This window comes from Brevibacillus borstelensis, from assembly GCF_003710865.1.
Lineage (GTDB): Bacteria > Bacillota > Bacilli > Brevibacillales > Brevibacillaceae > Brevibacillus > Brevibacillus borstelensis.
In genome coordinates, this window is record NZ_RHHO01000037.1 from 15,935 (window position 1) to 39,621 (window position 23,687).

Consider the following 23,687-nt stretch of genomic DNA (forward strand, 5'->3'; position numbering starts at 1 on the left):
TCCGCTTCTTTTCTTCTTTTCGGAAGTACAGTTCCTGCGTTTCCTGTACTAGGCGTTTGTCAGATATTTCTGTAGAATGAAGAAAGAAAATGGCAGCATGCCAAATTGTAGCTGGGAGGGGAAAGGTTTCATGGATCTTCATTTGCAAGGAAAGACAGCGATTGTTTTGGCTTCGACGAAAGGTTTGGGAAAAGCGACAGCGCTTTGTCTTGCCGCTGAAGGCGCCCATGTTGCGATTTGCGGGCGGGATGAAGCAGCATTATCCGCTACATACGAAGAAATTCGGGAGGCCACCGGAAAAGAAGCGCTGGCGGTCGTCGCCGACGTGACCAAATCGGAGGACATCGAGCACCTGGTCAAGGAGACAGTCGCCCGCTTTGGAACGGTGGACATACTGATCAACAACGCAGGCGGCCCTGCAGCAGGCACGTTTGATCAAATGACTGATGAGCATTGGCAGGCCGCTTTTGAATTGAACCTGCTCAGCTTTGTTCGCGCGATCAGAGCCGTTTTGCCGCATATGCGCCAGCAGAAATTCGGCAGGATCGTCAATTTCGCCTCCTCGTCGTTTAAACAGCCGTTGGAGAATTTGATCCTGTCCAACACCTTTCGCACGGGAGTCCTCGGCTTGGCCAAAAGCTTGGCATCCGAGCTTGGGCCGGACGGTATTCTCATCAATACGATCGGCCCTGGCCGCATTGCCACCGACCGTGTCGCTTCCCTGGATAAGCTGCGGGCGCAGTCACTTGAGATTGATCCGGAAGACGTAAAAAAGAGCATGGAAGCGATGATCCCGCTGGGACGCTACGGCGATCCCGAAGAATTCGCGCGGATGGCAACGTTCCTCGCTTCTCCCGCCAACAGCTATGTGACGGGTCAAGCGTTTCTCGTAGACGGAGGTTTGGTAAAAGCGATTTGATAGTCATTTGGTAGTAGGAATTTTGTGAAAAAGGGGAATCCGAATGAGTAAAGAGAGCTCTTTCGATATTGTTTCCAAAGTAGATCTGGCAGAAGTGACGAATGCGATCCATACCGCTTTGAAAGAGATTGAGACGCGCTTTGATTTCAAAGGGAGCAAAAGCAGCATCAGTTTGGAGAAAGAAGAGATCGTTCTCATCTCTGATGACGAGTTCAAGCTCGGCCAGGTCAAAGATATTCTCATCGGCAAGCTGGTGAAGCGCAATGTTCCGGTGAAAAATCTCGAGTACGGAAAAATGGAACCGGCGGCAGGGGGGACGGTTCGGCAGCGTGTCAAGCTTGTGCAGGGCATCGACAAGGACAATGCCAAGAAGATCGCCAGCATTATCAAAGAAACGGGCGTAAAGGTAAAGTCCCAGATTCAGGATGACCAGGTCCGCGTCGTCGGAAAAAGCAAGGACGAGCTTCAACTGGTGATCGCTGCGATTCGCAAGGCGGATCTGCCTATCGAGGTGCAATTTATCAATTACCGCTAAAAGTTTCGCTTCTATCTCTCTTTCTTTCTGCGTATGCATGTACTAATTGGTGGTGACAAGCATTTGCGAAAGGGAGAGTAGAATATGAAGGTCTTTATCGTCAGTTTGCGAAACCTTATTTTGGGCGGCATTGTATTTCTGATCGTACTGGTTGCCGGCATTGTACTGTTGGTGAAGGACCCGCTTAATGTCTCTGATTCCTACAGGATGCAAGATCCCGGTATCCCTGCTTCTGCTATGCCCATAACCCAGCCTGCAGGTACAGAAAAACCATCGCTCAATCTGGATATCCAGGTAGAGGGGAACACAGCGGAAGTTTCGCTCCTGACGCAGAACTTCCAATTCGTGGATGATAAAGGGGAGCTGGAACCGCAGGCGGTTTTTGGCCAAGGCCACGCTCATCTCTATCTGAACGGAGAAGCCAAGGGAATGATTTATCAGCCGGAATTTCTGCTGAAAAAACTCCCCAAAGGCACGCACGAGCTCCGGGTAGAGCTGAATTACAGCAATCACTTGCCCTACAAGATCGAAGCAGTCAAAACATTCGAGGTCAAATAAGGGAGCGTTCCGCCAGGGGACGCTTTTCTTTTTGCGCCCGAGAAGGAATAAGCTGTGAGGAGAGCGAATCAAATGAAAAATAATGCGGAATAGTCAGAAAAAATGAATGGAGGGCTATGAATGCTGCGTTCCATCACGATTGGCGACCTGTTGGATGAGACGGCAGGACGGTTCCCGCAAAAGGATGCCGTCGTCTACCCAGAGAAGGGGCTCCGTTACTCCTACGCCCAGTTTCAGGAGATTTGCAATCAGGCTGCCAGAGGCTTTCTTTCACTCGGGATCAACAGAGGGGAGAATATTGCGATCTGGGCGACGAATGTCCCGGAGTGGGTAATCTCTCAATTTGCGACGGCGAAAATAGGCGGCGTCCTGGTGACGGTAAACACCAGCTATCGGGTGCACGAGCTGGAGTATCTCCTGCATCAATCAGAGGCCACCACCTTGCTTTTGATCGATTCGTACCGAGATGCCAGCTATCTGGAAATGATCAAGGAAATATGTCCGGAGCTGGATCACTGCAAGCCAGGGGAGCTGCGGTCGGAACGCCTGCCCCATCTGCGAAACGTCATTTATTTGGGCGAGGAGCGCCAGCCGGGCATGTTCCTGTGGAGCGATATTCTGAGTCTCGGAGCCGAAGCCTCCGACGAGGAAAGGATAGCCCGCCAGCAGTCGCTTCATCCCGATGACGTGATCAATATGCAGTACACCTCGGGAACGACAGGTTTTCCGAAGGGCGTCATGCTGTCTCACGTCAATATTGTCAATAATGCGATCAAGGTGGCGGAATGCCAGCGGCTGGATGAAACAGACCGTATCTGCATTCCCGTGCCTTTTTTCCACTGCTTCGGCTGCGTGATGGGAACGCTTGCGAGCGTAGCGACTGGAGCGACGATGGTTCCTGTCATCGCGTTTGATCCGGAAATCGTGCTGGATGTCGTAGAGCAGGAGCGGTGTACGGCGTTGTACGGGGTTCCGACGATGTTTATCGCCGAACTGAATCATCCTTCTTTTCCCGGGCGCGACTTGAGCTCGCTTCGCACCGGCATCATGGCTGGCTCGCCATGTCCCATCGAGGTGATGAAAAATGTGGTAGAGAAAATGGGAATCCGCGAAATTACGATTGCCTATGGACAGACGGAATCTTCGCCAGTCATTACACAGACGAGGCCGGATGATTCCATCGAGCGTCGCGTTACGACAGTCGGGCGGGCCCATGATGAAGTAGAGGTCAAAATCATCGACCCGGTCACCGGAGAAACTGTGCCGCCCGGTGTGCAGGGAGAGCTTTGCACGAGGGGCTATTTGGTGATGAAGGGGTATTACAACATGCCCGAGCATACCGCAAAAGCGATCGACCACGAGGGCTGGCTGCATACGGGAGATTTGGCTACCGTGGATGAAGACGGATACTATCGGATCACGGGCCGGTTAAAGGATATGATTATCCGCGGAGGGGAAAACATCTACCCGCGGGAAATCGAGGAGTTCCTGTACACACATCCAAAGGTGCTGGATGTGCAGGTTGTCGGGGTCCCGGACGCCAAGTACGGAGAGCAGGTGTTGGCCTGCATCAAGGTGAAGCCGGGAGAAGAATTGACGGAGGAAGAGCTGCTCGCCTACTGCGAAGGGAAGATAGCCCGTTTCAAGGTGCCGCGCTATATCCAGTTTGTGTCGGAATACCCGATGACGGCGTCAGGCAAGATTCAGAAGTATAAGCTGCGTGAACAGGCGATTTCCGCATTCGGTCTGGAAACGGAGGACGGGATCGAGACTGCCTGACGGGGAAGGGGAGCGGACTTTACTTTCTCGCAAGACTCTTCTATGATTGATGATGGTAAAAAAACAGCGAAGGCAAGGAGTATCCTTTGCCTTCGCACTGTTTTTTTGCGCGATTATGCGCGTTTTTTCGCTTCGTATGCAGCAATCTTGTCTTCGTACTGAAGCGTGATGCCGATATCGTCAAGACCGTTCAGCAAGCAGTAACGGCGGTAGGAGTCCACCTCGAACGGATAGGACAGGCCGTCGCTATCCTTGACCACTTGCTCCTGCAGGTCGATTGTCAGTTCGTAGTTGTCCTTGCTTTGCGCACGGGAGAACAGCTCTTGCACTTGCTCTTCACTCAGTTTGATCGGCAAAATGCCGTTCTTGAAGCAGTTGTTGTAGAAAATATCAGCAAACGACGGCGCGATGACAACGCGGAAGCCGTAGTCGAGCAAAGCCCAGGGGGCATGTTCCCGGGAAGAGCCGCAGCCGAAGTTGTTCCGGGCCAAAAGCACGGTAGAGTTTGCGTATTTCGGTTGATTGAGCACAAAAGAATCAATAGGCTGGCCGTCAGCAGTAAAGCGCCATTCGTAGAAGAGGAATTGGCCAAAGCCAGTGCGTTCGATGCGCTTCAGAAATTGCTTCGGAATGATCGCGTCTGTATCCACGTTTACACGATCGAGCGGTGCTACCAGTCCTGTATGGATGACAAATGGGTTCATTGGAATACCTCCTTGTTCACGCCTTCACGCTTCCATTCGCGTACGTCTACGAAGTGGCCGGCGATTGCCGCAGCGGCAGCCATTTCCGGACTGACCAGATGGGTACGGCCGCCGCGTCCCTGACGACCCTCGAAGTTGCGGTTGGAGGTGGAAGCGCAGCGCTCGCCTTCTTGCAAAATGTCCGGGTTCATCGCAAGACACATGGAGCAGCCGGATTCGCGCCATTCAAAGCCAGCTTCTTGAAAAATCAGGTGGAGTCCTTCTTGCTCGGCTGCCTGCTTGACGGCCTGGGAGCCGGGGACGACCATCGCGTGTACGTGGGAAGAGACTTTGCGGCCTTTTGCCACTTCAGCTGCACGGCGCAGGTCTTCAATACGGCCGTTCGTACAGGAACCGATAAAGACGCGGTCGATCTTGATCTCACTCATCGGAGTCCCAGGCGTCAGCCCCATGTAGGAGAGGGCGTCCTGAGCAGCCTTGCGCTGTGCTGCCGTCTCAAAAGAATCAGGATGCGGCACTGTGCTGGTGATGTCTGTACCCATTCCCGGGCTGGTTCCCCAAGTGACCTGCGGGGCGATTTGGCTCGCGTCGATTTCTACATAGTGGTCGTAAGTCGCTCCCGGATCTGTGCAGAGCTGTTTCCACTGTTCGACTGCAGCCAGGAAATCTTCTCCCTGCGGTACGTGGCGCTTGCCCTTCAGATAGGCAAAAGTGGTTTCGTCAGGAGCGATCAGACCAGCGCGGGCACCGGCCTCAATAGACATATTGCATACAGTCATGCGCTCTTCCATCGTCAGCTTGCGAATGGCATCGCCGGTGTATTCAATGACGTATCCGGTCGCGAAATCTGTTCCGTATTTTGCGATGATGGCCAAAATTAAGTCTTTTGCGCTTACTCCATACGGCAGATCGCCCACTACACGGACTTCAAGCGTTTTCGGTTTGGACTGCTGGAGGCATTGCGTGGCCAGCACGTGCTCTACTTCGCTGGTGCCAATCCCGAAAGCGAGTGCGCCAAACGCGCCGTGCGTGGAGGTATGGCTGTCGCCGCACACGATCGTTTTTCCCGGGTGTGTCAGGCCAAGCTCGGGACCGATGACGTGCACAATCCCTTGATCAGGGCTGTTCAGGTCGGCGAGCGTAATTCCGAATTCTTTGCAGTTTGCGGTCAGCGTCTCCATTTGCTGACGAGAGATCGGATCTTTGACATTGAAGCGGTCCGCTGTCGGGACGTTGTGGTCCATCGTAGCGAATGTCAGATCCGGGCGGCGGACTTTTCGTCCGGCGAGGCGGAGACCCTCGAAAGCTTGGGGCGAAGTCACTTCGTGTACGAGGTGCAGGTCGATATACAGAAGACTTGGTTTGCCGGCTTCCTCATGGATTACATGAGAGTCCCAGATTTTCTCAAACATAGTGCGAGGTTTCATAAGGGTAATCCTCCTTCGTTCAAAACTCTTATCAAGGTTGTATCATGGCAATAGAAATAGTTCAAAGATATAATTATTATGAGATGGATAGTTTTTGCCTATTGGGAGGTCCTCATGGAGTTACGACAGATTCGTTATGTGCTCGCAGTCGCGGAAGAACGGAGCTTTTCACGCGCTGCCAGCCGTTTGCATTTGGCACAGCCTTCGCTTAGCCAGCAAATCGCCAAATTGGAAAAAATACTGGGAGTTCCCCTGTTTCACCGCCTGCCTCAGCACGTAGAGCTGACCGATGCCGGACAGAGGTTTGTCCAGGTTGCCCAAACATTGGTCGACATGGCGGAGGGCCTGGAGAGGGAAATGCGCTCCTATGCTGTAGGAGAGAGCGGGAAGCTGCTGGTCGGCAGCCTGCCGATTACGGGGGCGTATGTCTTGCCGAGAGTCATTCCCGATTTTACCCGCCAGTTTCCCGGCGTAGAGCTTCAATTGATTGAAGAAACCTCCAGCCATCTCGAGCATTTGCTCGTACGGGGAAAGATAGATATCAGTCTGCTGACGATGCCGATCACTGATCCTACACTGGAGACGATACCGGCGATTCACGAAGAGATATTTCTCGCCGTCCCGCCGCAGCATCCGATCGCAGGGCAAAAGGAAGTGGATCTGGCAGAGCTTGCGGGACAGCCGTTTATCCTGCTGAAGGAAGGTCAAGGTTTTCGCACGATTTCGCTCAGGCTTTGCGAAGAGGCGGGATTCCGCCCGCGAATCGTCTTTGAAAGCACCAACATCCAGACGGTACAGTCGCTCGTAGCAGCGGGCATGGGACTTTCTTTTGCGCCACGGATGATTTCGCTCGCTCCCGGAACGACCGAGCATCCTGTTTACGTGCGGTTGGCGAGAAGGCCGTTTCGCACGCTCGTCGTGGCATACCGCAAGGACCGGCCGTTGTCCCGACCGGCGGAAGCCTTTGTGAAATGCCTGGTTGAACAAAAAAACCATTTTTAAACGACACTTCACGCTTCCAGAAAAAAGACAAACATGTTTAGCTGTGCTACACTATAGCCAGATAAAACCAGAGGAGGGCAAGTTCGATGAAAGAAATCAAGACAGAAGCTGAATTTCAAGAACAAATTGCTCAGGAAAAACCGGTTGTCGTGAAATTTTATACGGATTGGTGCCCGGATTGCCATCGAATCGATCCGTTCATGCCTGCTGTCGAAGAGGCGTATAAGGACAAGCTGGATATGGTAGCAATCAATCGGGATACATTGCCAGAGCTGTCACAGCAGCTGGAGGTGTTTGGCATCCCGAGCTTTATCGCGTTCTCCAAAGGAAAAGAACTCGTCAGATTCGTAAGCAAGCTCGGCAAGAGCCGCGAAGAGATCGAGCATTTCCTCGATCGGGCGATTCAGGTGAGCGAGACGCTGGAATAACCGAGACGAAGAGATCGGCTGTGGGGGATAACCTCTGATGATAGCAATGAAAAAACAAGGAGAATGGCTGATCGGGACGATCCCCGATGAAGTCGACGGACTTGGAATCGGCAGCTTGCTCCGGGAACACTGGAAGTGGCCGAAAAAGCAGGTTCATCTGCTTTTTCAGCATAAAGAGGTTTGGCTGGAAGGAAATCCGGCTGCCCAACACGTCAAGGTAGCGGCCGGGCAGGAAATCAAGGTCAGGGCCTGTGCGCCGGAACCTTTTGGTCTGGACCCCTCGCCAGAAAAGCTGCAGGTACTGTATGAAGACGATCATCTGCTGATCGTAAACAAGCCGGCAGGGATGCTGTTGCACCCGACGGAGAAATTCCATAAAAAAACGTTGGATCATCTTGTCGCCGGCCATTTTGAACGGACTGGCGTCGCGGCGCGTGTCCGCCATGTTCATCGGCTTGATCAGGAGACGTCAGGGGTTGTGATGTACGCCAAGCATGCACTCGCCTCTGCTCTATTGGACGAACATCTGCGCGAGCGAAAAATCAAGCGGCACTACATTGCCTATGTTCACGGGAGGCTGTCAAAGGAAAGGGGCACGATCTCCGAGCCGATCGGGAAGGATCGCTTTTACTCCAACCGCAGGAGAGTGACCCCCACCGGGGATGCTGCAGTCACTCACTATCGGGTAACAGAGCGCTTCGAAACGGCGACAAAGCTGGAATGCGAGCTGGAGACGGGACGAACCCATCAGATACGGGTCCATCTCAGCTATGTGGGCTTTCCGTTGATCGGAGATACGCTCTATGGCGGAAAGGAAATGTTCGTGAAACGGCAGGCGCTGCATGCAGCAATTCTCAGGTTTTCCCATCCGTTCGGAATGGAGACGCTCGAAGTATCTGCAGCCCTGCCGCCCGACCTGCAGCAGCTAGAGTCCAGGCTTCGTCATTCGCCAATGCAAGGGTAGCTGAATAAACTGCCAGGGAAGGAAGCAGAAAGGGTGTTGAGATGAAACGACCCATTATTGGCATACTGACCTGGCGGGAGGGCAAGTCTTTTGCAGAACCGAGCTATTTTCGCAAAATGATTCGGGCAGGGGAGGAGCTCGGGTGTACCGTGTTTTTGTTCTCGCCCCCGGACGTATCGGCAAACGGAAAGCAAATTCGCGGATTCATCCCTGCGGCTCGCGGCTGGCAGGCGCGAATCTTTCCCCGACCGGATGCCGTGATCGACCGGTATCGCTACACGCCGAGAGACGCTTTCAAACGGTATGTGGCATTCCGCCGAACAAGCGACCTGTTGTATACAAACAATCGGCTCGCGAACAAGTGGAAGGTTCACGAGGTACTGGTGAAAGACAGCCGGATGCACCGGTGGCTGCCGGAAACGGTTCTGTACAATCGGCTTAACTTGCAGAAAATGTTGGCGCGCCACCCGTTGCTCTATGTGAAGCCGGCAAATGGAACGGGCGGACGCAATATCCTCAGTGTCGAAAAGACCTCGCAGGGCTACCATCTGCTGGGAAGGGATAAGCAGCGGGCCAAGGTGTCCATGGTGATCAAGCAGCTGGAGTCTGTCCAAGCCAGAGTGAAAAGCTGGGCAACCCGCGACAAGTATATCGTACAGCAAGGGCTTTATCTTAATCTGGTACCCGGCAGGGCTGTCGACATGAGGCTTCTGATCCAGAAAAACGGAGAGGGCTTGTGGAGCATTACAGGCGCGGGGATGCGGGTCGGCGGAGCGAAGAGCGCCACCTCCAATCTCCACGGCGGCGGCAGGGCGGTTCCCGTAAAGTCGTTCCTTGTAGCTACATTTGGCGAGCAAAAGACGAATGAAATTATACGAGATTGTGAGCAGCTAGCGTACCAGACAGTCGAGACGCTGGAAAATCACTTTGGGCGCATGATGGAGATGGGATTGGACATCGGGATCGATGTCAAGGGACGCGCATGGTTGATTGAGGTAAATCCGAAGCCGGGAAGAGAAATCTTCCGCGAAATGGGCATGCTTGGCCAATACAAGGACGCAATCAAAAGACCGATCCAGTACGCCATGCATCTAGCAAAGACCCAGTCGGGAAAAAGAGCGGCAACCAACTGACAAAGCGGCGCGATCACAGCGCCGTTTTTCCATTGAATAGCGTCCCTGGCTATGAGGAGCGTCCTTGGGTATGAGAGCATCGGCAAAAGGGAGAACGACTGTCCGGTGCTTGCTTCTGTTTCTCGCAAAAAATGGGGCGTGGAATCGTATTTTTGTAACAAACAGGCCTCTTATTCGTAATTGATAACAGAACGTGCAGCTTAGATTCGCTTTTGACCAGCAAGCTTTCGAAAAGATGATTTAGCCGCGCTCCCTTTTGGACAGAATGGGAAAGAAGGAGTTGATCGACATGGAGCAGCTGATCCAATTGGCAACAGATTACTGGCCGATCGCGGTAGGCGCTGTACTGGTTATTGTGATCCTGCAAATGATTGTGAAGAGTTTGTTTCGGATCGTCTCAGTCGTGGTCGCGATCGGTGTCATACTCGTACTCGTTTTTGAGTTTTCCCCCGAACAGGTAATCAATATGGGGCGGTCTGCCGTTCAGACGACGCAGGGCGCCTTGGAGAAGACCGTCGTTCCGTTGCTGGAGAAGGAGCTGAAGGATGCGGCGATCACGTTCCACGAGGACGGCAGCTATGTAATGAAGACAAAGAGCATCCAGATTACGGGGAAAAAGGGAGATTCGAAGGCGACGATCCAATACGGTGACAACAGCTGGGAAGCGGATGTCAGCATTCTGGGGGAATTGTTCCAGGACAAGCTGAACAAGGCGGAATCCTCGCTAAAAACGATGTAGAACAGATAGGACTGTTCTTGTGAGTAACAAAACGGGGCTGGTTTGGACAGGGTCATAAGACCGTCCAGACAAGCCCTGTTTGTTTTTTAGGCAGTTGCTGGCTACCCTTGTAATTGAGGCGGAACCCGCAGCAAGCTCGCCTGTTCAAACGAGTACCCGATGCGGATCAGAAGAGGCTCGCTGTACGCTCTGCCCGTAAACATGATGCCGAATGGATTCCCTGATGGTTCATAGCCGGCAGGCAGGGAGATGGAGGGGTATCCGGCCTTGGCAGCGATATCCGCGCCAAAATCATGGGGGAAGAGCAGGCAGTCCAATTGGTGCTGGTCAAAAGCAGCGTCCAATCCTTCCGTACGGGATTGCCTCAGATCCCGGAGGCGACTGTCCAAGTATTCCGCTTCAGTCAAGCTGCCGCCCGTTTGATCCGCTTTTTCCAGGATGTCTTGGCCGTAGCGCAAGGCTGCATCAGCGTTTTCCTTGTTCCATTCGATTATGTCGCCAAGCGTTCGTATGGAAAAAGAGGCGGGAAGTCGGGACAAAAAAGCGTTTACGCCTGATTTAAACTCGTAGTAGAGAACACTAGAGTCCCATGTTTCCTGTTCGGAGGGAATGCGGATATTCTCGACCAATATTGCTCCCTGCTCCTGAAGAATGCGAAGGACCGCTTCAAATAATGGCCTTTGGTCATCTGTCATCACGTCGTCGGCAAAAGTACGGACGACGCCGATGCGAGCGCCGCGCAAGCCGCTTTTGTCCAAAAACGGGGTGTAGTCCGTATATGAGCGTCCCGCGCTTGCTCCCGTAGCAGGATCCTCGCTGTCTACTCCTGTCAATGCACCAAGCAGAATCGCTGCATCTTCAACGCAAAGGGCCATCGGTCCAGCCGTATCCTGGCTCGTGGCGATCGGGATGATTCCTGTTCGGCTGACAAGACCCAATGTTGGTTTGATTCCGACAAGCGAGTGGTTGGCAGATGGATTGAGGATCGAGCCTGACGTTTCTGTCCCGACTGCAGCGGCAGCAAAGCCTGCTGCGATGGCGGCTCCCGAACCGGAGCTGGAGCCTCCCGTGTCAAATCGACCGGGGCCGTATGGGTTGCGTACCTGTCCACCGCGCGAGCTGTAGCCGTTGGGCATGGCAGTCGAGATGAAATTGGCCTACTCGGTCATGTTTGTCTTGCCGAGAATAATCGCTCCGGCTGATCGCAACTGCTGCACGACGAATGCATCGCGTCCGGCGTAGGAGTCTGCGAGGGCAAGCGAGCCTGCTGACGTATGCATCTGATCGGCTGTCGCAATATTGTCTTTGATCAAGACGGGAATGCCATGCAACGGGCTGCGTGGTCCGCGGATCAGCCGCTCTCTGTCCAAAGCGTCGGCGATATGCAAGGCATCGGGATTAAGCTCAGAAATGGCATTCAGGCCCGCTCCTCGTTTATCATGGGCTGCTATGCGCTCCAAATAGGCAAGAGTGAGTTCTCTGCTTGTCGTGAAGCCGCCGGCAAGCGCCTTTTGCAGTGTTCGAATACCGGCTTCCAGCAGATCATTCATTGGAACTCCCCCTTTCATAAGGTCATTTGTATTATGTAAATCTTCGGGACGGAAGGTCAGAAAACCTTTTTGAGAGAGAGGAAAGAGGGCAGGTCTGTAAAAAACGAAAAGGCTGATCATCTTTTCGACGATCAGCCTCACATATTTATTCCTTTGCGCCAGCCGCTTGCAGGTTGGCTTTTTCTTCTTCGACGTATCGGTTGCGCGGATGCTCGCGGCACTCGTCGGAGCAGGAGCGCTTGTATTTGACTTCACACTCGGTGCAGCAGAAGTGCTGCTTGTTGCAGAACGGGTTGGCACAGTTGACATAGCGGTCTTCCGGCTTCCCGCAGTAGTAGCAGGAACTGATCACGACATCTTCTTCTGTCTGGTTGATCTTGACGGAGATGCGCTCGTCGAATACGTAGCACTTGCCGTCCCACAGACGTCCCTTCACCTCAGGGTCTTTTCCGTAAGTGACAATGCCGCCATGAAGCTGGTACACCTCTTCAAAGCCTTCCTTCATCAGAACACCGGTCAATTTTTCACAGCGGATACCGCCTGTGCAGTAGGTGAGAACCTTTTTGTCCTTGAATTGGCTCATGTTCTCGCGAATCCACTCGGGAAACTCGCGGGAAGATTCGACTCCCGGACGAATCGCTCCGCGGAAGTGGCCAAGCTCGTATTCGTATTCATTGCGGCCGTCCAGTACGACGACGTCGTCACGCTGGAGCATTTCATAAAATTCTTTCGGGCTCAAGTATTTTCCGGTCAGTTCAGTCGGATGGAAATCATCCTTGAGACGCCAGGTTACCAATTCTTTTTTCGCACGAACGAACATCTTTTTGAAAGCGTGTCCGTCGGCTTCATCTATTTTAAACCAGATGTCCGCAAAACGCGGATCTTTTCGGACAAATTCCATGTAAGCGTCGGTTTGTTCCACGGTTCCGGAAACAGTTCCGTTCAATCCTTCAGGGGCAACGATGATGCGTCCCTTCAGGCCGAGTTCTTTGCAAAAAGCGAGATGCTCAGCTGCATACTCCTCGTAATTGTCGAGATGGACATACTTGTAGTAAAGCAAAACGCGATACGGTTTTTGTACTTGCAATGTACAATTCACCCTTTCCAGTCTATTTGATTTTAATGGTGCAACCGTGATTATAGCACAGGTAAAAAGATTTTGCTGAGAAAAAGGCTGGATGGAAATGATTTTTTTTTTGACAATCGACTCTGATTGTGAAAGTGGAGAGGAAAACTTGGCAGCATGTGGAAACGAAAAGGAGGGTGGCTTGCGTCTAAGCCTATGAAGGCAATTGCAAGCCATTGGAAAGCTTAGAAATATAAGCCGGCGATACTTTTTCGTACATGTGGGGGGATAGCGCACATGAAGTCAGACAAAAAGGAAAACACGGAAAATAAGAGAGGGAGACTTGGTCAGGATGAGCCGGAAGTAACGGCAAAGCGGCAGAGGACGATAAAGCCGATCCTCTATGCGCTCGCAATCATCGTCCTGCTGGCACTGGCGAATCTCGCTTTTTCATCGATCGCAAACAAGGAGGACGAAGCGCAAGCGACAAATGCTCCTCTAGCGGATGCTCCGACGTTTGCCGTCGACTTTCTCAACGCCAAAGGATACAAGATCGAAGCCAGCCAAGGCTTGGTCTCCTCGTACACCTTAACAAAGGATTATCTGGCTAATGACGGGAGCCACGCATGGGCTTATCAGGCAGTAAACCCCGATGATTATCTGGGAAAAGAAATCAGCCTGTACAGGTTCATCGTATCCAACCATCCGCTCGATCTGGAGCTTCCGAATGACGAATACGACAAGACAGTCATCGTCTTGATGACCAGCGGCACTGAAGTAATCGGCGGCACCTCTATGCCGGACTCAAAAGAACCATTGGCAGGCGGTCCCTACAGCCTCGACGGGAAGACGCTGGAGGAAGTGACCGGGCTTTCGTTCCCGGAGTGGAGGGAAAAGTGGACACAGAAATACGGATCGCGTAAGTATATCAGTGAGTAAATCGAACCCGCTTCTACATTTTTGGTAGAGGCGGTTTTATTGTCTGCTCCTGAAACGAAAGGGACATTCAAGCATAGCGATGACAAGTCAACCAGAAATGAGACTCTTGTCCTGTATCTTTTTTCTTCGTCTTGTGGTACATACACGCAGAGATGGATGTAATCAATATATAGTATTTGATTTGTCGAAAAATTTAATCCCTTGCTATATATAGTGGTCTCTTGTACACTGATAAAAGGTTTTGAGACTCAAAATCTACCAAATATTGATCCCGTCATTATACCCAATTCTACCAGAGAGAAAATTACGGGGGAGTAAGGAGTTGCGGCATGAACGCTGTTACCACCATTCAAATAGTGAAACGAAACGGAGAGCAGGAAGACCTGCGCATCGACAAGCTGAAAAAAGTGATCGGCTATGCTTGCAAGGACTATCCGGCATGCGATCCGCTTGAGCTGGAGATGGATGCTTGCATTCAATTTCGCGATGGGATGACCACCAAAGAGATTCAGCGGATCGTGATGCAGACCGCTGTGGAAAAGACCAGCGTGGAAACTCCGGAATGGCAATTCGTGGCAGCCAGACTGCTCGCTTACGATTTGTACAAGGACGCAGCGATCAATCGCGGATACCGCGGCCATTTTGGCTACGGCGACTTTACTGAGTTGGTACATACATTGACTGAAAAAGGACTGTACGGTTCGTATTTGCTGGAAACGTACAGTGATGAAGAGATTCAAGAGCTGCAGGCTTATCTAAAGCCGGAGAGGGACGAGCTGTTCAACTACGCCGGACTTCGCCTGCTGGCTGACCGCTATTTGATCAAAGACTACGACAAAGGGGTCATGGAGCTGCCCCAGGAGCGGTTCATGATCATTGCGATGCACCTGGCGATGAAGGAGCAGGACAAGCTGAAACACGCCAAGGACTTCTACGACATCTTGTCCAAGCTGGAGATCACCGTCGCCACGCCGACGCTCGCCAACGCGGGAACGCCACATCACCAGCTGTCGTCATGCTTCATCGACACGGTAGATGACTCTCTCTCAGGAATTATGAATACGGCCGGTGCGACCTCCATGGTCTCCAAATTCGGCGGCGGTGTCGGCATTTATCTGGGGAAAGTGCGCAGCCGCGGCTCGTCCATTCGCGGACACAAGGGAGCTTCCGGCGGCATTGTGCCGTGGACAAGGCTCTACAACCAGATTGCGATCAGCGTCGATCAGCTCGGTACACGGGCAGGAGCATTCGCTATCTACCTGGATGTATGGCATGCAGACATCCTCGACTTCCTCTTGCTTAAAACAAACAACGGAGACGACCGGATGAAAGCCCATGATATTTTCCCGGGCGTGTGCATTCCCGACCTGTTCATGGAGCGCGTAAAAGAGCGGGGCATGTGGTATTTGTTCGATCCGCATGAGGTTCGCGAGGTGATGGGTTTCTCTCTGGAGGACTCCTACGGTGAAGAGTTCGCCCGCCGCTACGAGCTGTGCGTCCAGGAAGAGAAGCTGACGATCAAGACGGAGATACCGGCCATTGAGATCATGAAGCGCATCATGGCCAGCGCTTTTGAAACGGGAACGCCGTTCATCTTTTTCCGCGATACGGTAAACAGAGCAAATCCAAACAAGCATGCAGGCATGGTGTACTCCTCCAACCTCTGCACGGAGATCATGCAGAACATGAGCCCGACCGTGTTCGTCAGCGAAGAGCTGGAGGACGGAGAGGTCGTATACCGTTACAGACCGGGCGATTTCGTCGTCTGCAACCTTTCCTCGCTGAATCTGGGACGCTTGCAATCAACAGAGGACATTGCCCGAATCGTCCCGATCCAGATGCGGATGCTGGACAATGTGATTGATTTGAACTACTATCCGGTAAAGCAGGCGGAAGCCACCAACCAGAAATACCGTGCGGTGGGTCTCGGAACGAGCGGCTACCATCAGTACCTGGCACAAAACGGAATCAAGTGGGAGAGCGAAGAGCACATAGAGGCGGCCGACAAGCTGTACGAGGAAATTGCTTATCAAGCGATTAAAACATCGATGGAGCTGGCACGCGAAAAGGGAACGTATCGCGTATTTGAAGGCAGCGAATGGCAGACCGGAGAGTACTTCGAACGGAGAGGCTACACGGATGAACGGTGGACTTCGTTGAAAGAGGATGTCGCCCGGTACGGCATGCGCAATGCCTGGACCTTTGCCGTGGCGCCGACGGGCACGACCAGCCTGATCGCTGGCTCCACAGCGTCTACCGATCCGGTTTACGCAAAGTTTTTCGTAGAGGAAAAGCGCAGCGGAAACATCCCGCAAACGGCGCCGAATCTGAATGAAAACACATTCTTTTACTACAAGGAGGCCCATCGCATCGATCAGCAGTGGTCGATCCGTGCAGCCGGAGCGAGACAGGTCCACATTGACCAGGCCCAATCGTTCAACCTGTACATCACGCCGCAAATCACAGCGCCCGAATTTCTCGACCTGTACATACAGGCGTGGGAAAACGGATTGAAGACGATTTACTACGTCCGCAATCAATCTGTTGAAGTAGAGGACTGTGTAAGCTGCTCGGCATAACAAACAAAATCAAAAGAGCAAACCTGACTCCCCGGTCCGACAGGCCGGGGACGTTACTTGCTCATAGGAGTGTGAACACGCATGCAACTGGAAAAAAAGCGTTTATTCAATGAAGAAGGCCAGCGCGGCACGCAGCGCATGATCGGCGGAAACACCACCAACCTAAGAGAGTGGAACCGGATCAAGTATCCGTGGGCTGCCAAGCTGTATCGGACGATGCTCAACAACTTCTGGATTCCGGAAGAGGTGCCGCTCGCAAACGACGCCAAGCAATTCGACTCGCTCTCTCCGGCCGAGCGAAGGGCTTTTGACAAGACGATCTCGTTCCTGAACTTTTTGGACTCGCTCCAATCGGTCAATTTGCCGAACATCTCCGACTATGTGACGGCGCCGGAGGTCTGCTCCCTATTGAATATCCAGACATTCCAGGAGGAGATTCACGCGCAGTCGTACAGCTACGTACTGGATTCGGTATGTTCCCCGCAAACGCGAGACAATATTTACGACGAATGGCGCAATGACGTTCACCTGATGGAGCGAAACAAGTTCATCGCCGATTTGTACCAGCAGTTCGTCGACAATCCGAATGACGTGAACTTCGTCAAAACCGTAATCGCCAACTACTTGCTGGAATCGCTCTATTTTTACTCCGGCTTCTCTTTCTTTTACACGCTGGCGCGTCAAGGAAAAATGACGGGAACCGCGACGATGATCAAATACATCCAGCGGGACGAGCTTACACACGTGGTGTTGTTCCAGAACATGTTCCGCGAGCTGCGGGCAGAGAACCCGGATATCTTTACGCCTGAATTGATCGAAGAGCTGCGCGGCATGTTCCATACGGCTGCCTCTCACGAAATCCGCTGGGGACAGTATGTGACCAACAATGAAATTCTCGGAATCAACAACGACATTTTGGAGCGCTATATCAAATATTTGGCCAACCAGCGTCTAAAAGGACTCGATTTGGAGATTCTGTACCCTGATCACCTGGAGCACCCGATGAAATGGGTAGACAGCTTCGCCAACCTGAATCAAACCAAGACCGACTTCTTCGAGCAAAAGGTGACCAATTATACTAAATCGAGCGGATTGAACCTGGGCGACCTCTAATCCGCACCAGTCAGCAAAGGAGAGACGAGAAATGACAAACACGTTTAAACGGCCTGTGGCTCCTGTGAAGATCAAACAACTGCATGCAGATGCCGTCATTCCGAGATACGCCCGTGCCTTCGACGCGGGATTTGATCTTGTAGCAGTCGAAGATGTGATTATTCTGCCAGGGGAGACAGCCAAAATTCCGACCGGGCTGGCCTTTGCCCTGCCCGATGGATATGAGCTGCAGGTTCGCCCGCGTTCCGGAATCAGCGCAAAGTCAAAGCTGCGGATCAGCAACGCTCCAGGTACTGTTGATGCCGGCTACCGCGGGGAAGTATGCGTCCTGATCGACAATATCCGCACACCGTCTGGCGAGAGCGGCAAAACGTGTATGGACGTCAGCGACAAGCCGGTTGAAGTAGATCGGGAAGTGGACCGCCACGCCTATCTCATCCGCAAGGGAGACCGGATCGCGCAGGGAGTGCTGGCGATTGTGCCGATAGCTGACTTCGAGGTAGTGGAGGAGCTGGACGAAACTGAACGCGGAGCGGGCGGCTTCGGCAGCAGCGGCGTACAGTAGGAGGAAAGAATAGATAGATGAAAAGACCCTGAAGACGGCAGGATGCCTATTGGACATCACTGCCTGCTCCAGGGTCTTTTTCTCCCTCGGGGTGTTGTTCTTTATACGTGCGAGGCAAGGTACTTCCGGATCTTCTCCATGTCCTCGTCCGTCAGAGAGGTGCCATCCGCTTTTACAAATACGCAGGGACCATACACCCAGTCGAGGAAACCGTCTGTCGTGACCGGAAAATTGTTCGCTGCCACTCCGCGCAAGTCCTCGTTTACGAGCAGAGATACTCCGTCCAGACGATCATCCGCAAGCACCTCGAAGTCGCCGCCGACGAGCCGGGTGACATCGTCGGTATCCTTGATTTGTATCGGGGCGACATCCTCGTGGGGATGTTTGATCAAAACGGTAATCACAACCAATCAACTCCTTCTTTCTATCATCATAAACGATGCGGCTGATGGAAGCGAGAGTGAGTAATTATCGGTAGATTCAGACAAAGGGCCTGAACCGTCATCTGTGGTACAATAATGAAAAAACTGGAAGGACGAGCGAGAGAGATGCAACTGGTATCCATCAATGTGGGCAAGCCGCAAACGGTCATGCATAATGGCAAAGAAGTAAGTACGGCAATTTGGAAATACCCCGTCACGGATCGCAGATTTCTGGATTGGGAACAGCTCGACGGGGACGGACAAGCCGATCGCCGCTTTCACGGCGGCAAGGACAAAGCATTGATGGTGTACAGCTACGATCATTATTCGTTCTGGGAGGAGAAGCTTGGTCAGGAGCTGGCTCCCGGTGCATTTGGTGAAAATGTGACAGTTCGCGGGTTGGACGAGTCCACCGTGTCTATCGGCGACATTTTTCAATTGGGTGAGGCAGTCGTGCAGGTAAGCCAGCCGAGGCAGCCCTGTTTCAAACTGGATGTACGGCTGCAGCGCAGCGACATGGTCTCGCTCATTCAACAGACAGGGTACAGCGGCTTTTATATGCGCGTGCTCGAGACGGGAATGATCGGCCAGGATATGGAGTTTCGTCTGCTGGAGAATAGCAGTCATAACGTGACGGTCGCTTTTATCAATCAGATCAAGTACCACAAAAAGGACAATCTGGAGGCCATTCGGCGGATTTTGGCGGTGAAAGAGCTGGCTGACAGTTGTCGGCCTTCGTTGGAAAAGCGTTTAACAACATAAGTGGTTCATGAACAAAGCTGGCATTTGCCGGCTTTTTTTTATTTTCGGGCTAGGTCCGATGAACGGCGCCCAAGCGTCAGACATACGGTAAAATTGGCGGGCTGCGAACACATTGGCGGGCTGAGAGCACAAAGATTGGGCGATTGGACCAAAACAAGTTGACACAAAGTAGGCAGTAGCCACAATACAATGAATTATATTCCGATGCATTTACTGAGAATTAGAAAAGGAGAAAGTCAGATGAGTGGACGTTATTGGTTTTTGCGACCCGTTTCTGTGTATGCAGTAGCCATTGTTTTGTGTCTTGGTCTGATTGGATGCACAGCCTCGAATTCGGCAACAGACAGCAAACAACAGACACAGGTGGAGCTGCTCAATGTGTCCTATGATCCGACGCGTGAGCTGTATCAGGAGGTCAACCAGCGATTCGCCGAGTACTGGAAGACAAAGACAGGGCAAACCGTCACCATCAAACAGTCGCATGGCGGCTCCGGCAAGCAGTCGAGGTCTGTTATCGACGGATTGGAAGCGGATGTGGTCACTCTCGCGCTGGCCTATGATATCGATGCCATCGCTGAGCGGGGATACATGCCCAAGGAGTGGCAGAGCAGGCTGCCGGATAACAGCTCTCCATACACCTCCACGATCGTGTTTCTTGTGCGAAAAGGGAATCCCAAGCAGATCAAGGATTGGGATGATCTGGTCAAGCAGGACGTGTCCGTCATCACACCCAATCCCAAGACCTCAGGCGGGGCCCGTTGGAACTACCTGGCAGCATGGGGCTATGCCTTGAAGAAAAACAATGGGGATGAAGGGAAGGCCAAGGACTTCGTGAACCGCCTGTTCAAAAACGTTCCCGTCCTGGATTCCGGCGCACGCGGCTCGACCACCACTTTTGTCGAGCGGGGTATCGGAGATGTCCTCATCGCCTGGGAAAACGAAGCCTATCTGGCCATCAATGAACTGGGGAAAGACAAGTTTGACATCGTCAATCCTTCGCTCAGCATACTGGCCGAACCTCCTGTCGCCATAGTCGACAAGAACGTCGACAAGCGTCAAACTCGTGAGCTGGCGACGGAATACCTTCAGTTTCTGTATACAAAAGAAGCACAGGAAATTGCCGCCAAGCATTACTACAGGCCCCGCTTAGCCGAAGTGAAAGCGGCCCACCAGCCGCCGTTCCCCGAAATTGAGCTGTTTACCATCCAGGAAGTATTCGGAGGCTGGGCCAAAGCGCAGCAGGTTCATTTCGCAGACGGAGGCGTTTTTGATCAGATTTATCAGGCCCAAAAAGAGTGACGGAACAGCTATTGATCCTTCACTTCCGTTGCTGCAAGGGGGCTGCTTTGCAAAGAAAACAAACTGTCAACCTGCGGGAGAGTCAACCATGGGAAAACGTATGAAATCAAAAGGAATCTTACCGGGCTTTGGGCTTACCATTGGGTACACGCTGGTCTACCTGAGCCTGCTTGTCTTGATCCCTCTTTCGATCCTTTTTCTCCAGACAGCCAGCATGACCTGGGAGCAGTTTTGGCTGACGGTGACGGACCAGCGCGTCCTCGCTTCCTTTCAGGTCAGCTTTTTGACCGCCTTTTTTGCAGCTTGCATGAATGCAGTATTTGGGGTGCTGGTCGCATGGGTGCTGGTACGGTACCACTTCCCGGGAAAACGGTTCATTGACGGTATCGTCGATCTGCCATTTGCCCTGCCGACAGCAGTAGCCGGTATCGCCCTTGCCTCGATATATTCGGAGAACGGCTGGATCGGTCAGTTGTTTGCGGCGTGGGGGATGAAAATCGCGTATACGCCTGTCGGGATATTTGTCGCTTTGACCTTTATCGGACTCCCCTTTGTCGTCCGGACGGTACAGCCTGTTCTTCAGGATTGGGACCGCCAGGTAGAGGAAGCCGCTGCCACCTTGGGAGCATCCCGGCTGCAAACGTTCCTGCGCGTGATTCTTCCTCATTTGCTCCCGGCGATCCTGACCGGCTTTGCCCTGGCCTTTGCCCGCGCCTTGGGCGAATACGGCTCCGTCGTCTTCATCTCGGGCAACATGCCGTTCCAGACCGAAATCGTTCCGCTTTTGATCATGACAAAGCTGGAGCAATTCGACTATACAGGAGCGACGGCGATCGCTTCGGTCATGCTCGTCGCGTCCTTTTTCATGCTGCTGGTGATCAACTTTTTTCAGTGGAAGACGAACAAATTGGATGCTGGACGATAGGAGGGATATGGATTGACTGATACGAGCGAACCCGGGTATGTTCGCTGGCTCTTGATTGCAGTAGCCTTGATCTTCATGGGATTGTTTCTGGTCGTTCCGCTGATTGCCGTCTTTTCCGAAGCTTTCAGCGAGGGAATCGGCTTGTTTCTCCAGGCTGTAAAAGAGCCGGATACCCTTTCTGCCGTCAAGCTTACGCTGCTGACTGCGGCGATCAGTGTCCCTGCCAATGTTGTTTTCGGCGTGGCCGCGGCTTGGGCCATTGCGAAGTTTTCCTTTCGAGGCAAAAACCTGCTTTTGACGCTGATCGATCTGCCTTTTGCCGTGTCTCCAGTCATTTCCGGCCTGATATTTGTTCTGCTGTTCGGCACGCAAGGAGTTCTCGGCCCTTGGCTTGCAGCGCATGATATCAAGATTATTTTCGCTGTTCCGGGAATTGTTTTGGCGACAACCTTTGTGACCTTTCCCTTTGTGGCGAGAGAGTTGATACCGGTGATGGAAGCGCAAGGGAAGGATGAGGAGGAAGCGGCGATCTCGCTTGGAGCAAGTGGTTGGCAGACCTTTTGGCGGATCACCCTGCCCAATATCAAGTGGGGGCTGTTATACGGAGTCATTTTGTGCAATGCCCGGGCGATGGGGGAATTTGGAGCGGTATCCGTCGTCTCGGGGCACATCAGGGGCATGACCAATACACTGCCGCTCCACGTGGAGATTTTGTACAACGAATATCAGTTTGTCGCCGCGTTTGCTGCCGCTACCTTGCTCGCTGTCCTGGCGTTGGTCACGCTCGTCTTGAAAAGCCTGATCGAGTGGAAAACGGAAGGACAGCAGCGAGAAAACGAGGCGATGCCGGAAATCATAAGGGAGGCCAGCGCATGAGTATTGAAATTTGCGGCATCAGCAAGTCATATGGAAGCTTTACTGCACTGCGCGACGTTCAGCTGGAGATTCCGACAGGACAGCTGGTCGCTCTCTTGGGGCCTTCTGGTTCCGGCAAAACAACGCTACTGCGATTGATCGCGGGGCTGGAGCCAGCCGATTCAGGCCAGGTGTTTTTCAACGGAGAGGACCATACACATCGTGACGTGCGGGAACGGGGAGTGGGATTTGTCTTTCAGCACTACGCCCTGTTTCGGCATATGGATATTTTTGACAATATCGCCTTTGGACTGACTGTCCGGCCGCGCAAGCAGAGGCCGACCAAGGCGGAGATCAAAGAACGGGTTCACTCATTGCTGCGTCTGGTGCAGTTGGAAGGGCTTGCGCATCGGTACCCTTCGCAATTGTCCGGGGGGCAGAGACAACGAGTGGCGCTGGCGAGAGCGCTGGCCGTGGAGCCAAAATTTTTGCTGCTGGATGAGCCGTTCGGTGCCCTCGATGCAAAAGTGCGACAGGAGCTCAGACGTTGGCTGAGACGGCTGCACGAAAAGCTGGGACTGACGATTGTCTTTGTCACGCACGATCAGGAAGAGGCGTTGGAGCTCGCGGACCGGGTCGTGGTGATGAACGAGGGGAGAGTCGAGCAGACCGGTTCGCCCCAGGAGGTCTACAATAATCCCTCAAATCCGTTTGTGTACAGCTTCCTCGGGCGCGTCAACTTCTTTCGCGGGCGGATTGCAGACGGCAAGGTGAAGCTGGGAGAGGCGGAATTTGCCGTCGATTGGGCATCAGAGGATGACAATGTGCCGGCGGTCGGCTACGTAAGGCCGCACGATGTAGATGTAAGCCGGTCTCCGCAATATCCGCAGTCCGTGGCGGCGGAGCTGATCTATGTTTACAATCTGGGCTCTGTAGTCCGCCTTGAGCTAAGACGGATGGATACGGGGGAAATCTTCGAAGCCGAAATGAGCCGGCGCCGCTTTGCAGAACTTTCCCTCCAGTCCGGCGATTTGCTGTATGTACACCTGAAGCATGTTGCCTTTTACGTGGGCGGACATCTGATCCATGCGTAGACATGAAATGAAGGGACAGACAATGACACAAGCCATGAAGAAATGGGCAACAAACGAACGGTACCGACGATTAGAAAAAATGACACCCGAACAAAAGTCAGCCGGTCTTTTTTTGATAGACCGGCTTTTCCAGTTCTGCTTGCAGAGCGTTGCTAGGCCAGGCAGCAGAGATTGCTACTCTCCGCGCTGCTTGGAACGAGTCTCTTCTTTGCTGATCGTATTCGAAGCTCGTGTCTGAGAAGGATTTTCCTTGTTTCCCATTTCATTTTTTACGCCGTTTTTCTTTGACATGACTTAGGTCCTCCTTTCGAGAAAAACCGTTGTGGGTCC

The 23,687-nt window shown here is 52.8% G+C and carries 22 protein-coding genes and 1 pseudogene; 18 read left to right on the forward strand and 5 right to left on the reverse strand.

Going from position 1 to position 23,687, the window contains the following annotated elements; genetic code table 11:
* Nucleotides 1-130: 130 nt before the first annotated feature.
* The 4 genes from EDM54_RS17630 to EDM54_RS17645 all read left to right on the forward strand — a co-directional run bounded on the left by EDM54_RS17630 (nucleotide 131) and on the right by EDM54_RS17645 (nucleotide 3,791).
* Nucleotides 131-919: an SDR family oxidoreductase gene (locus EDM54_RS17630; protein WP_003387013.1), complete on the forward strand. Its 789-nt coding sequence runs from the start codon at nucleotides 131-133 to the stop codon at nucleotides 917-919.
* Between the two features lie 43 nt (nucleotides 920-962).
* Nucleotides 963-1,454 carry a YajQ family cyclic di-GMP-binding protein gene (locus tag EDM54_RS17635; RefSeq protein WP_003387012.1) on the forward strand — a complete coding sequence of 164 codons (492 nt, stop codon included), beginning with the start codon at nucleotides 963-965 and terminating at the stop codon, nucleotides 1,452-1,454.
* An 84-nt stretch (nucleotides 1,455-1,538) separates the two neighbouring features.
* The gene (locus EDM54_RS17640; protein ID WP_003387011.1) at nucleotides 1,539-2,012 is read left to right on the forward strand and encodes a hypothetical protein; all 474 of its coding nucleotides are present in this window, start codon (nucleotides 1,539-1,541) and stop codon (nucleotides 2,010-2,012) included.
* Between the two features lie 120 nt (nucleotides 2,013-2,132).
* Nucleotides 2,133-3,791 carry an AMP-binding protein gene (locus tag EDM54_RS17645; RefSeq protein ID WP_003387009.1) on the forward strand — a complete coding sequence of 553 codons (1,659 nt, stop codon included), beginning with the start codon at nucleotides 2,133-2,135 and terminating at the stop codon, nucleotides 3,789-3,791.
* Nucleotides 3,792-3,904: 113 nt separating this feature from the next.
* Here the strand turns inward: EDM54_RS17645 and leuD are convergent, their stop codons facing one another.
* Nucleotides 3,905-4,495 (reverse strand): 3-isopropylmalate dehydratase small subunit, encoded by a 591-nt coding sequence (leuD, locus tag EDM54_RS17650; RefSeq protein ID WP_003387008.1) that lies wholly within the window; start codon nucleotides 4,493-4,495, stop codon nucleotides 3,905-3,907.
* Nucleotides 4,492-5,922, reverse strand: a complete 1,431-nt coding sequence (gene leuC / locus EDM54_RS17655) for a 3-isopropylmalate dehydratase large subunit (protein WP_003387007.1) — start codon at nucleotides 5,920-5,922, stop codon at nucleotides 4,492-4,494. Before leuC ends, leuD begins: the two co-directional genes overlap by 4 nt.
* A 114-nt stretch (nucleotides 5,923-6,036) precedes the next feature.
* Between leuC and EDM54_RS17660 the strand changes: the two genes are divergently transcribed.
* The 5 genes from EDM54_RS17660 (at nucleotide 6,037) to EDM54_RS17680 (ending at nucleotide 10,188) form a co-directional block, all read left to right on the forward strand.
* Complete coding sequence (locus tag EDM54_RS17660; RefSeq protein WP_003387006.1) at nucleotides 6,037-6,924, forward strand: LysR family transcriptional regulator; 888 nt, start codon at nucleotides 6,037-6,039, stop codon at nucleotides 6,922-6,924.
* An 86-nt stretch (nucleotides 6,925-7,010) separates the two neighbouring features.
* Nucleotides 7,011-7,352 carry a thioredoxin family protein gene (locus EDM54_RS17665; protein WP_003387005.1) on the forward strand — a complete coding sequence of 114 codons (342 nt, stop codon included), beginning with the start codon at nucleotides 7,011-7,013 and terminating at the stop codon, nucleotides 7,350-7,352.
* 37 nt (nucleotides 7,353-7,389) lie between these two features.
* Entirely contained in the window at nucleotides 7,390-8,316 is a 927-nt protein-coding gene (locus EDM54_RS17670) for an RluA family pseudouridine synthase (protein ID WP_003387004.1), read from the forward strand.
* A 41-nt stretch (nucleotides 8,317-8,357) separates the two neighbouring features.
* Nucleotides 8,358-9,449, forward strand: coding sequence for a YheC/YheD family endospore coat-associated protein (locus EDM54_RS17675; protein ID WP_122958563.1), 1,092 nt, complete (start codon nucleotides 8,358-8,360; stop codon nucleotides 9,447-9,449).
* A 289-nt stretch (nucleotides 9,450-9,738) separates the two neighbouring features.
* Nucleotides 9,739-10,188, forward strand: a complete 450-nt coding sequence (locus EDM54_RS17680) for a hypothetical protein (RefSeq protein ID WP_039071327.1) — start codon at nucleotides 9,739-9,741, stop codon at nucleotides 10,186-10,188.
* Nucleotides 10,189-10,289: 101 nt separating this feature from the next.
* Here EDM54_RS17680 and EDM54_RS17685 read toward each other — a convergent pair.
* Nucleotides 10,290-11,738 (reverse strand): annotated as a pseudogene (locus tag EDM54_RS17685) (amidase family protein).
* A gap of 145 nt (nucleotides 11,739-11,883) precedes the next feature.
* Complete coding sequence (gene trhO / locus EDM54_RS17690; protein ID WP_003387000.1) at nucleotides 11,884-12,825, reverse strand: oxygen-dependent tRNA uridine(34) hydroxylase TrhO; 942 nt, start codon at nucleotides 12,823-12,825, stop codon at nucleotides 11,884-11,886.
* Between the two features lie 276 nt (nucleotides 12,826-13,101).
* Here trhO and EDM54_RS17695 point away from each other — a divergent pair, with 276 nt between their 5' ends.
* The 4 genes from EDM54_RS17695 to EDM54_RS17710 all read left to right on the forward strand — a co-directional run bounded on the left by EDM54_RS17695 (nucleotide 13,102) and on the right by EDM54_RS17710 (nucleotide 18,000).
* On the forward strand, nucleotides 13,102-13,743 hold the full coding sequence (locus EDM54_RS17695) for a hypothetical protein (RefSeq protein WP_003386999.1): 642 nt from the start codon (nucleotides 13,102-13,104) through the stop codon (nucleotides 13,741-13,743).
* Nucleotides 13,744-14,072: 329 nt separating this feature from the next.
* Nucleotides 14,073-16,322: a ribonucleoside-diphosphate reductase subunit alpha gene (locus EDM54_RS17700; RefSeq protein ID WP_003386998.1), complete on the forward strand. Its 2,250-nt coding sequence runs from the start codon at nucleotides 14,073-14,075 to the stop codon at nucleotides 16,320-16,322.
* Nucleotides 16,323-16,403: 81 nt separating this feature from the next.
* Nucleotides 16,404-17,435, forward strand: a complete 1,032-nt coding sequence (locus tag EDM54_RS17705) for a ribonucleotide-diphosphate reductase subunit beta (protein ID WP_003386996.1) — start codon at nucleotides 16,404-16,406, stop codon at nucleotides 17,433-17,435.
* Nucleotides 17,436-17,466: 31 nt separating this feature from the next.
* A complete protein-coding gene (locus EDM54_RS17710) occupies nucleotides 17,467-18,000 on the forward strand; it encodes a dUTP diphosphatase (RefSeq protein ID WP_003386995.1) in 534 nt (177 codons plus the stop codon).
* A gap of 101 nt (nucleotides 18,001-18,101) precedes the next feature.
* On the opposite strand, the gene EDM54_RS17715 is transcribed toward EDM54_RS17710, so the two are convergent.
* On the reverse strand, nucleotides 18,102-18,404 hold the full coding sequence (locus EDM54_RS17715; RefSeq protein WP_003386994.1) for a DUF3846 domain-containing protein: 303 nt from the start codon (nucleotides 18,402-18,404) through the stop codon (nucleotides 18,102-18,104).
* Between the two features lie 144 nt (nucleotides 18,405-18,548).
* On the opposite strand from EDM54_RS17715, the gene EDM54_RS17720 reads away from it, so the two are divergent.
* The 5 genes from EDM54_RS17720 (at nucleotide 18,549) to EDM54_RS17740 (ending at nucleotide 23,357) form a co-directional block, all read left to right on the forward strand.
* Nucleotides 18,549-19,184, forward strand: a complete 636-nt coding sequence (locus EDM54_RS17720) for an MOSC domain-containing protein (RefSeq protein WP_122958564.1) — start codon at nucleotides 18,549-18,551, stop codon at nucleotides 19,182-19,184.
* A gap of 240 nt (nucleotides 19,185-19,424) precedes the next feature.
* On the forward strand, nucleotides 19,425-20,483 hold the full coding sequence (locus tag EDM54_RS17725) for a sulfate ABC transporter substrate-binding protein (protein WP_003386992.1): 1,059 nt from the start codon (nucleotides 19,425-19,427) through the stop codon (nucleotides 20,481-20,483).
* An 88-nt stretch (nucleotides 20,484-20,571) separates the two neighbouring features.
* Nucleotides 20,572-21,408 (forward strand): sulfate ABC transporter permease subunit CysT, encoded by an 837-nt coding sequence (cysT, locus tag EDM54_RS17730; protein ID WP_122958565.1) that lies wholly within the window; start codon nucleotides 20,572-20,574, stop codon nucleotides 21,406-21,408.
* A 12-nt stretch (nucleotides 21,409-21,420) separates the two neighbouring features.
* Nucleotides 21,421-22,284: a sulfate ABC transporter permease subunit CysW gene (gene cysW / locus EDM54_RS17735; protein ID WP_003386990.1), complete on the forward strand. Its 864-nt coding sequence runs from the start codon at nucleotides 21,421-21,423 to the stop codon at nucleotides 22,282-22,284.
* On the forward strand, nucleotides 22,281-23,357 hold the full coding sequence (locus EDM54_RS17740) for a sulfate/molybdate ABC transporter ATP-binding protein (RefSeq protein ID WP_122958566.1): 1,077 nt from the start codon (nucleotides 22,281-22,283) through the stop codon (nucleotides 23,355-23,357). Before cysW ends, EDM54_RS17740 begins: the two co-directional genes overlap by 4 nt.
* Nucleotides 23,358-23,687 lie beyond the last annotated feature (330 nt).

What these genes read in the sequence shown, in the direction of transcription:
- EDM54_RS17710 (WP_003386995.1), top strand. Translation starts at nt 17,467, where the DNA reads ATGACAAACACGTTTAAACGGCCTGTGGCTCCTGTGAAGATCAAACAA.
- EDM54_RS17660 (WP_003387006.1), top strand. Translation starts at nt 6,037, where the DNA reads ATGGAGTTACGACAGATTCGTTATGTGCTCGCAGTCGCGGAAGAACGG.
- EDM54_RS17720 (WP_122958564.1), top strand. Translation starts at nt 18,549, where the DNA reads ATGCAACTGGTATCCATCAATGTGGGCAAGCCGCAAACGGTCATGCAT.
- EDM54_RS17680 (WP_039071327.1), top strand. Translation starts at nt 9,739, where the DNA reads ATGGAGCAGCTGATCCAATTGGCAACAGATTACTGGCCGATCGCGGTA.
- leuC (WP_003387007.1), bottom strand. Translation starts at nt 5,922, where the DNA reads ATGAAACCTCGCACTATGTTTGAGAAAATCTGGGACTCTCATGTAATC.
- EDM54_RS17740 (WP_122958566.1), top strand. Translation starts at nt 22,281, where the DNA reads ATGAGTATTGAAATTTGCGGCATCAGCAAGTCATATGGAAGCTTTACT.
- EDM54_RS17645 (WP_003387009.1), top strand. Translation starts at nt 2,133, where the DNA reads ATGCTGCGTTCCATCACGATTGGCGACCTGTTGGATGAGACGGCAGGA.
- EDM54_RS17670 (WP_003387004.1), top strand. Translation starts at nt 7,390, where the DNA reads ATGATAGCAATGAAAAAACAAGGAGAATGGCTGATCGGGACGATCCCC.
- EDM54_RS17695 (WP_003386999.1), top strand. Translation starts at nt 13,102, where the DNA reads ATGAAGTCAGACAAAAAGGAAAACACGGAAAATAAGAGAGGGAGACTT.
- EDM54_RS17640 (WP_003387011.1), top strand. Translation starts at nt 1,539, where the DNA reads ATGAAGGTCTTTATCGTCAGTTTGCGAAACCTTATTTTGGGCGGCATT.
- cysT (WP_122958565.1), top strand. Translation starts at nt 20,572, where the DNA reads ATGGGAAAACGTATGAAATCAAAAGGAATCTTACCGGGCTTTGGGCTT.
- EDM54_RS17725 (WP_003386992.1), top strand. Translation starts at nt 19,425, where the DNA reads ATGAGTGGACGTTATTGGTTTTTGCGACCCGTTTCTGTGTATGCAGTA.
- EDM54_RS17630 (WP_003387013.1), top strand. Translation starts at nt 131, where the DNA reads ATGGATCTTCATTTGCAAGGAAAGACAGCGATTGTTTTGGCTTCGACG.
- leuD (WP_003387008.1), bottom strand. Translation starts at nt 4,495, where the DNA reads ATGAACCCATTTGTCATCCATACAGGACTGGTAGCACCGCTCGATCGT.
- EDM54_RS17635 (WP_003387012.1), top strand. Translation starts at nt 963, where the DNA reads ATGAGTAAAGAGAGCTCTTTCGATATTGTTTCCAAAGTAGATCTGGCA.
- EDM54_RS17675 (WP_122958563.1), top strand. Translation starts at nt 8,358, where the DNA reads ATGAAACGACCCATTATTGGCATACTGACCTGGCGGGAGGGCAAGTCT.
- EDM54_RS17705 (WP_003386996.1), top strand. Translation starts at nt 16,404, where the DNA reads ATGCAACTGGAAAAAAAGCGTTTATTCAATGAAGAAGGCCAGCGCGGC.
- EDM54_RS17700 (WP_003386998.1), top strand. Translation starts at nt 14,073, where the DNA reads ATGAACGCTGTTACCACCATTCAAATAGTGAAACGAAACGGAGAGCAG.
- EDM54_RS17665 (WP_003387005.1), top strand. Translation starts at nt 7,011, where the DNA reads ATGAAAGAAATCAAGACAGAAGCTGAATTTCAAGAACAAATTGCTCAG.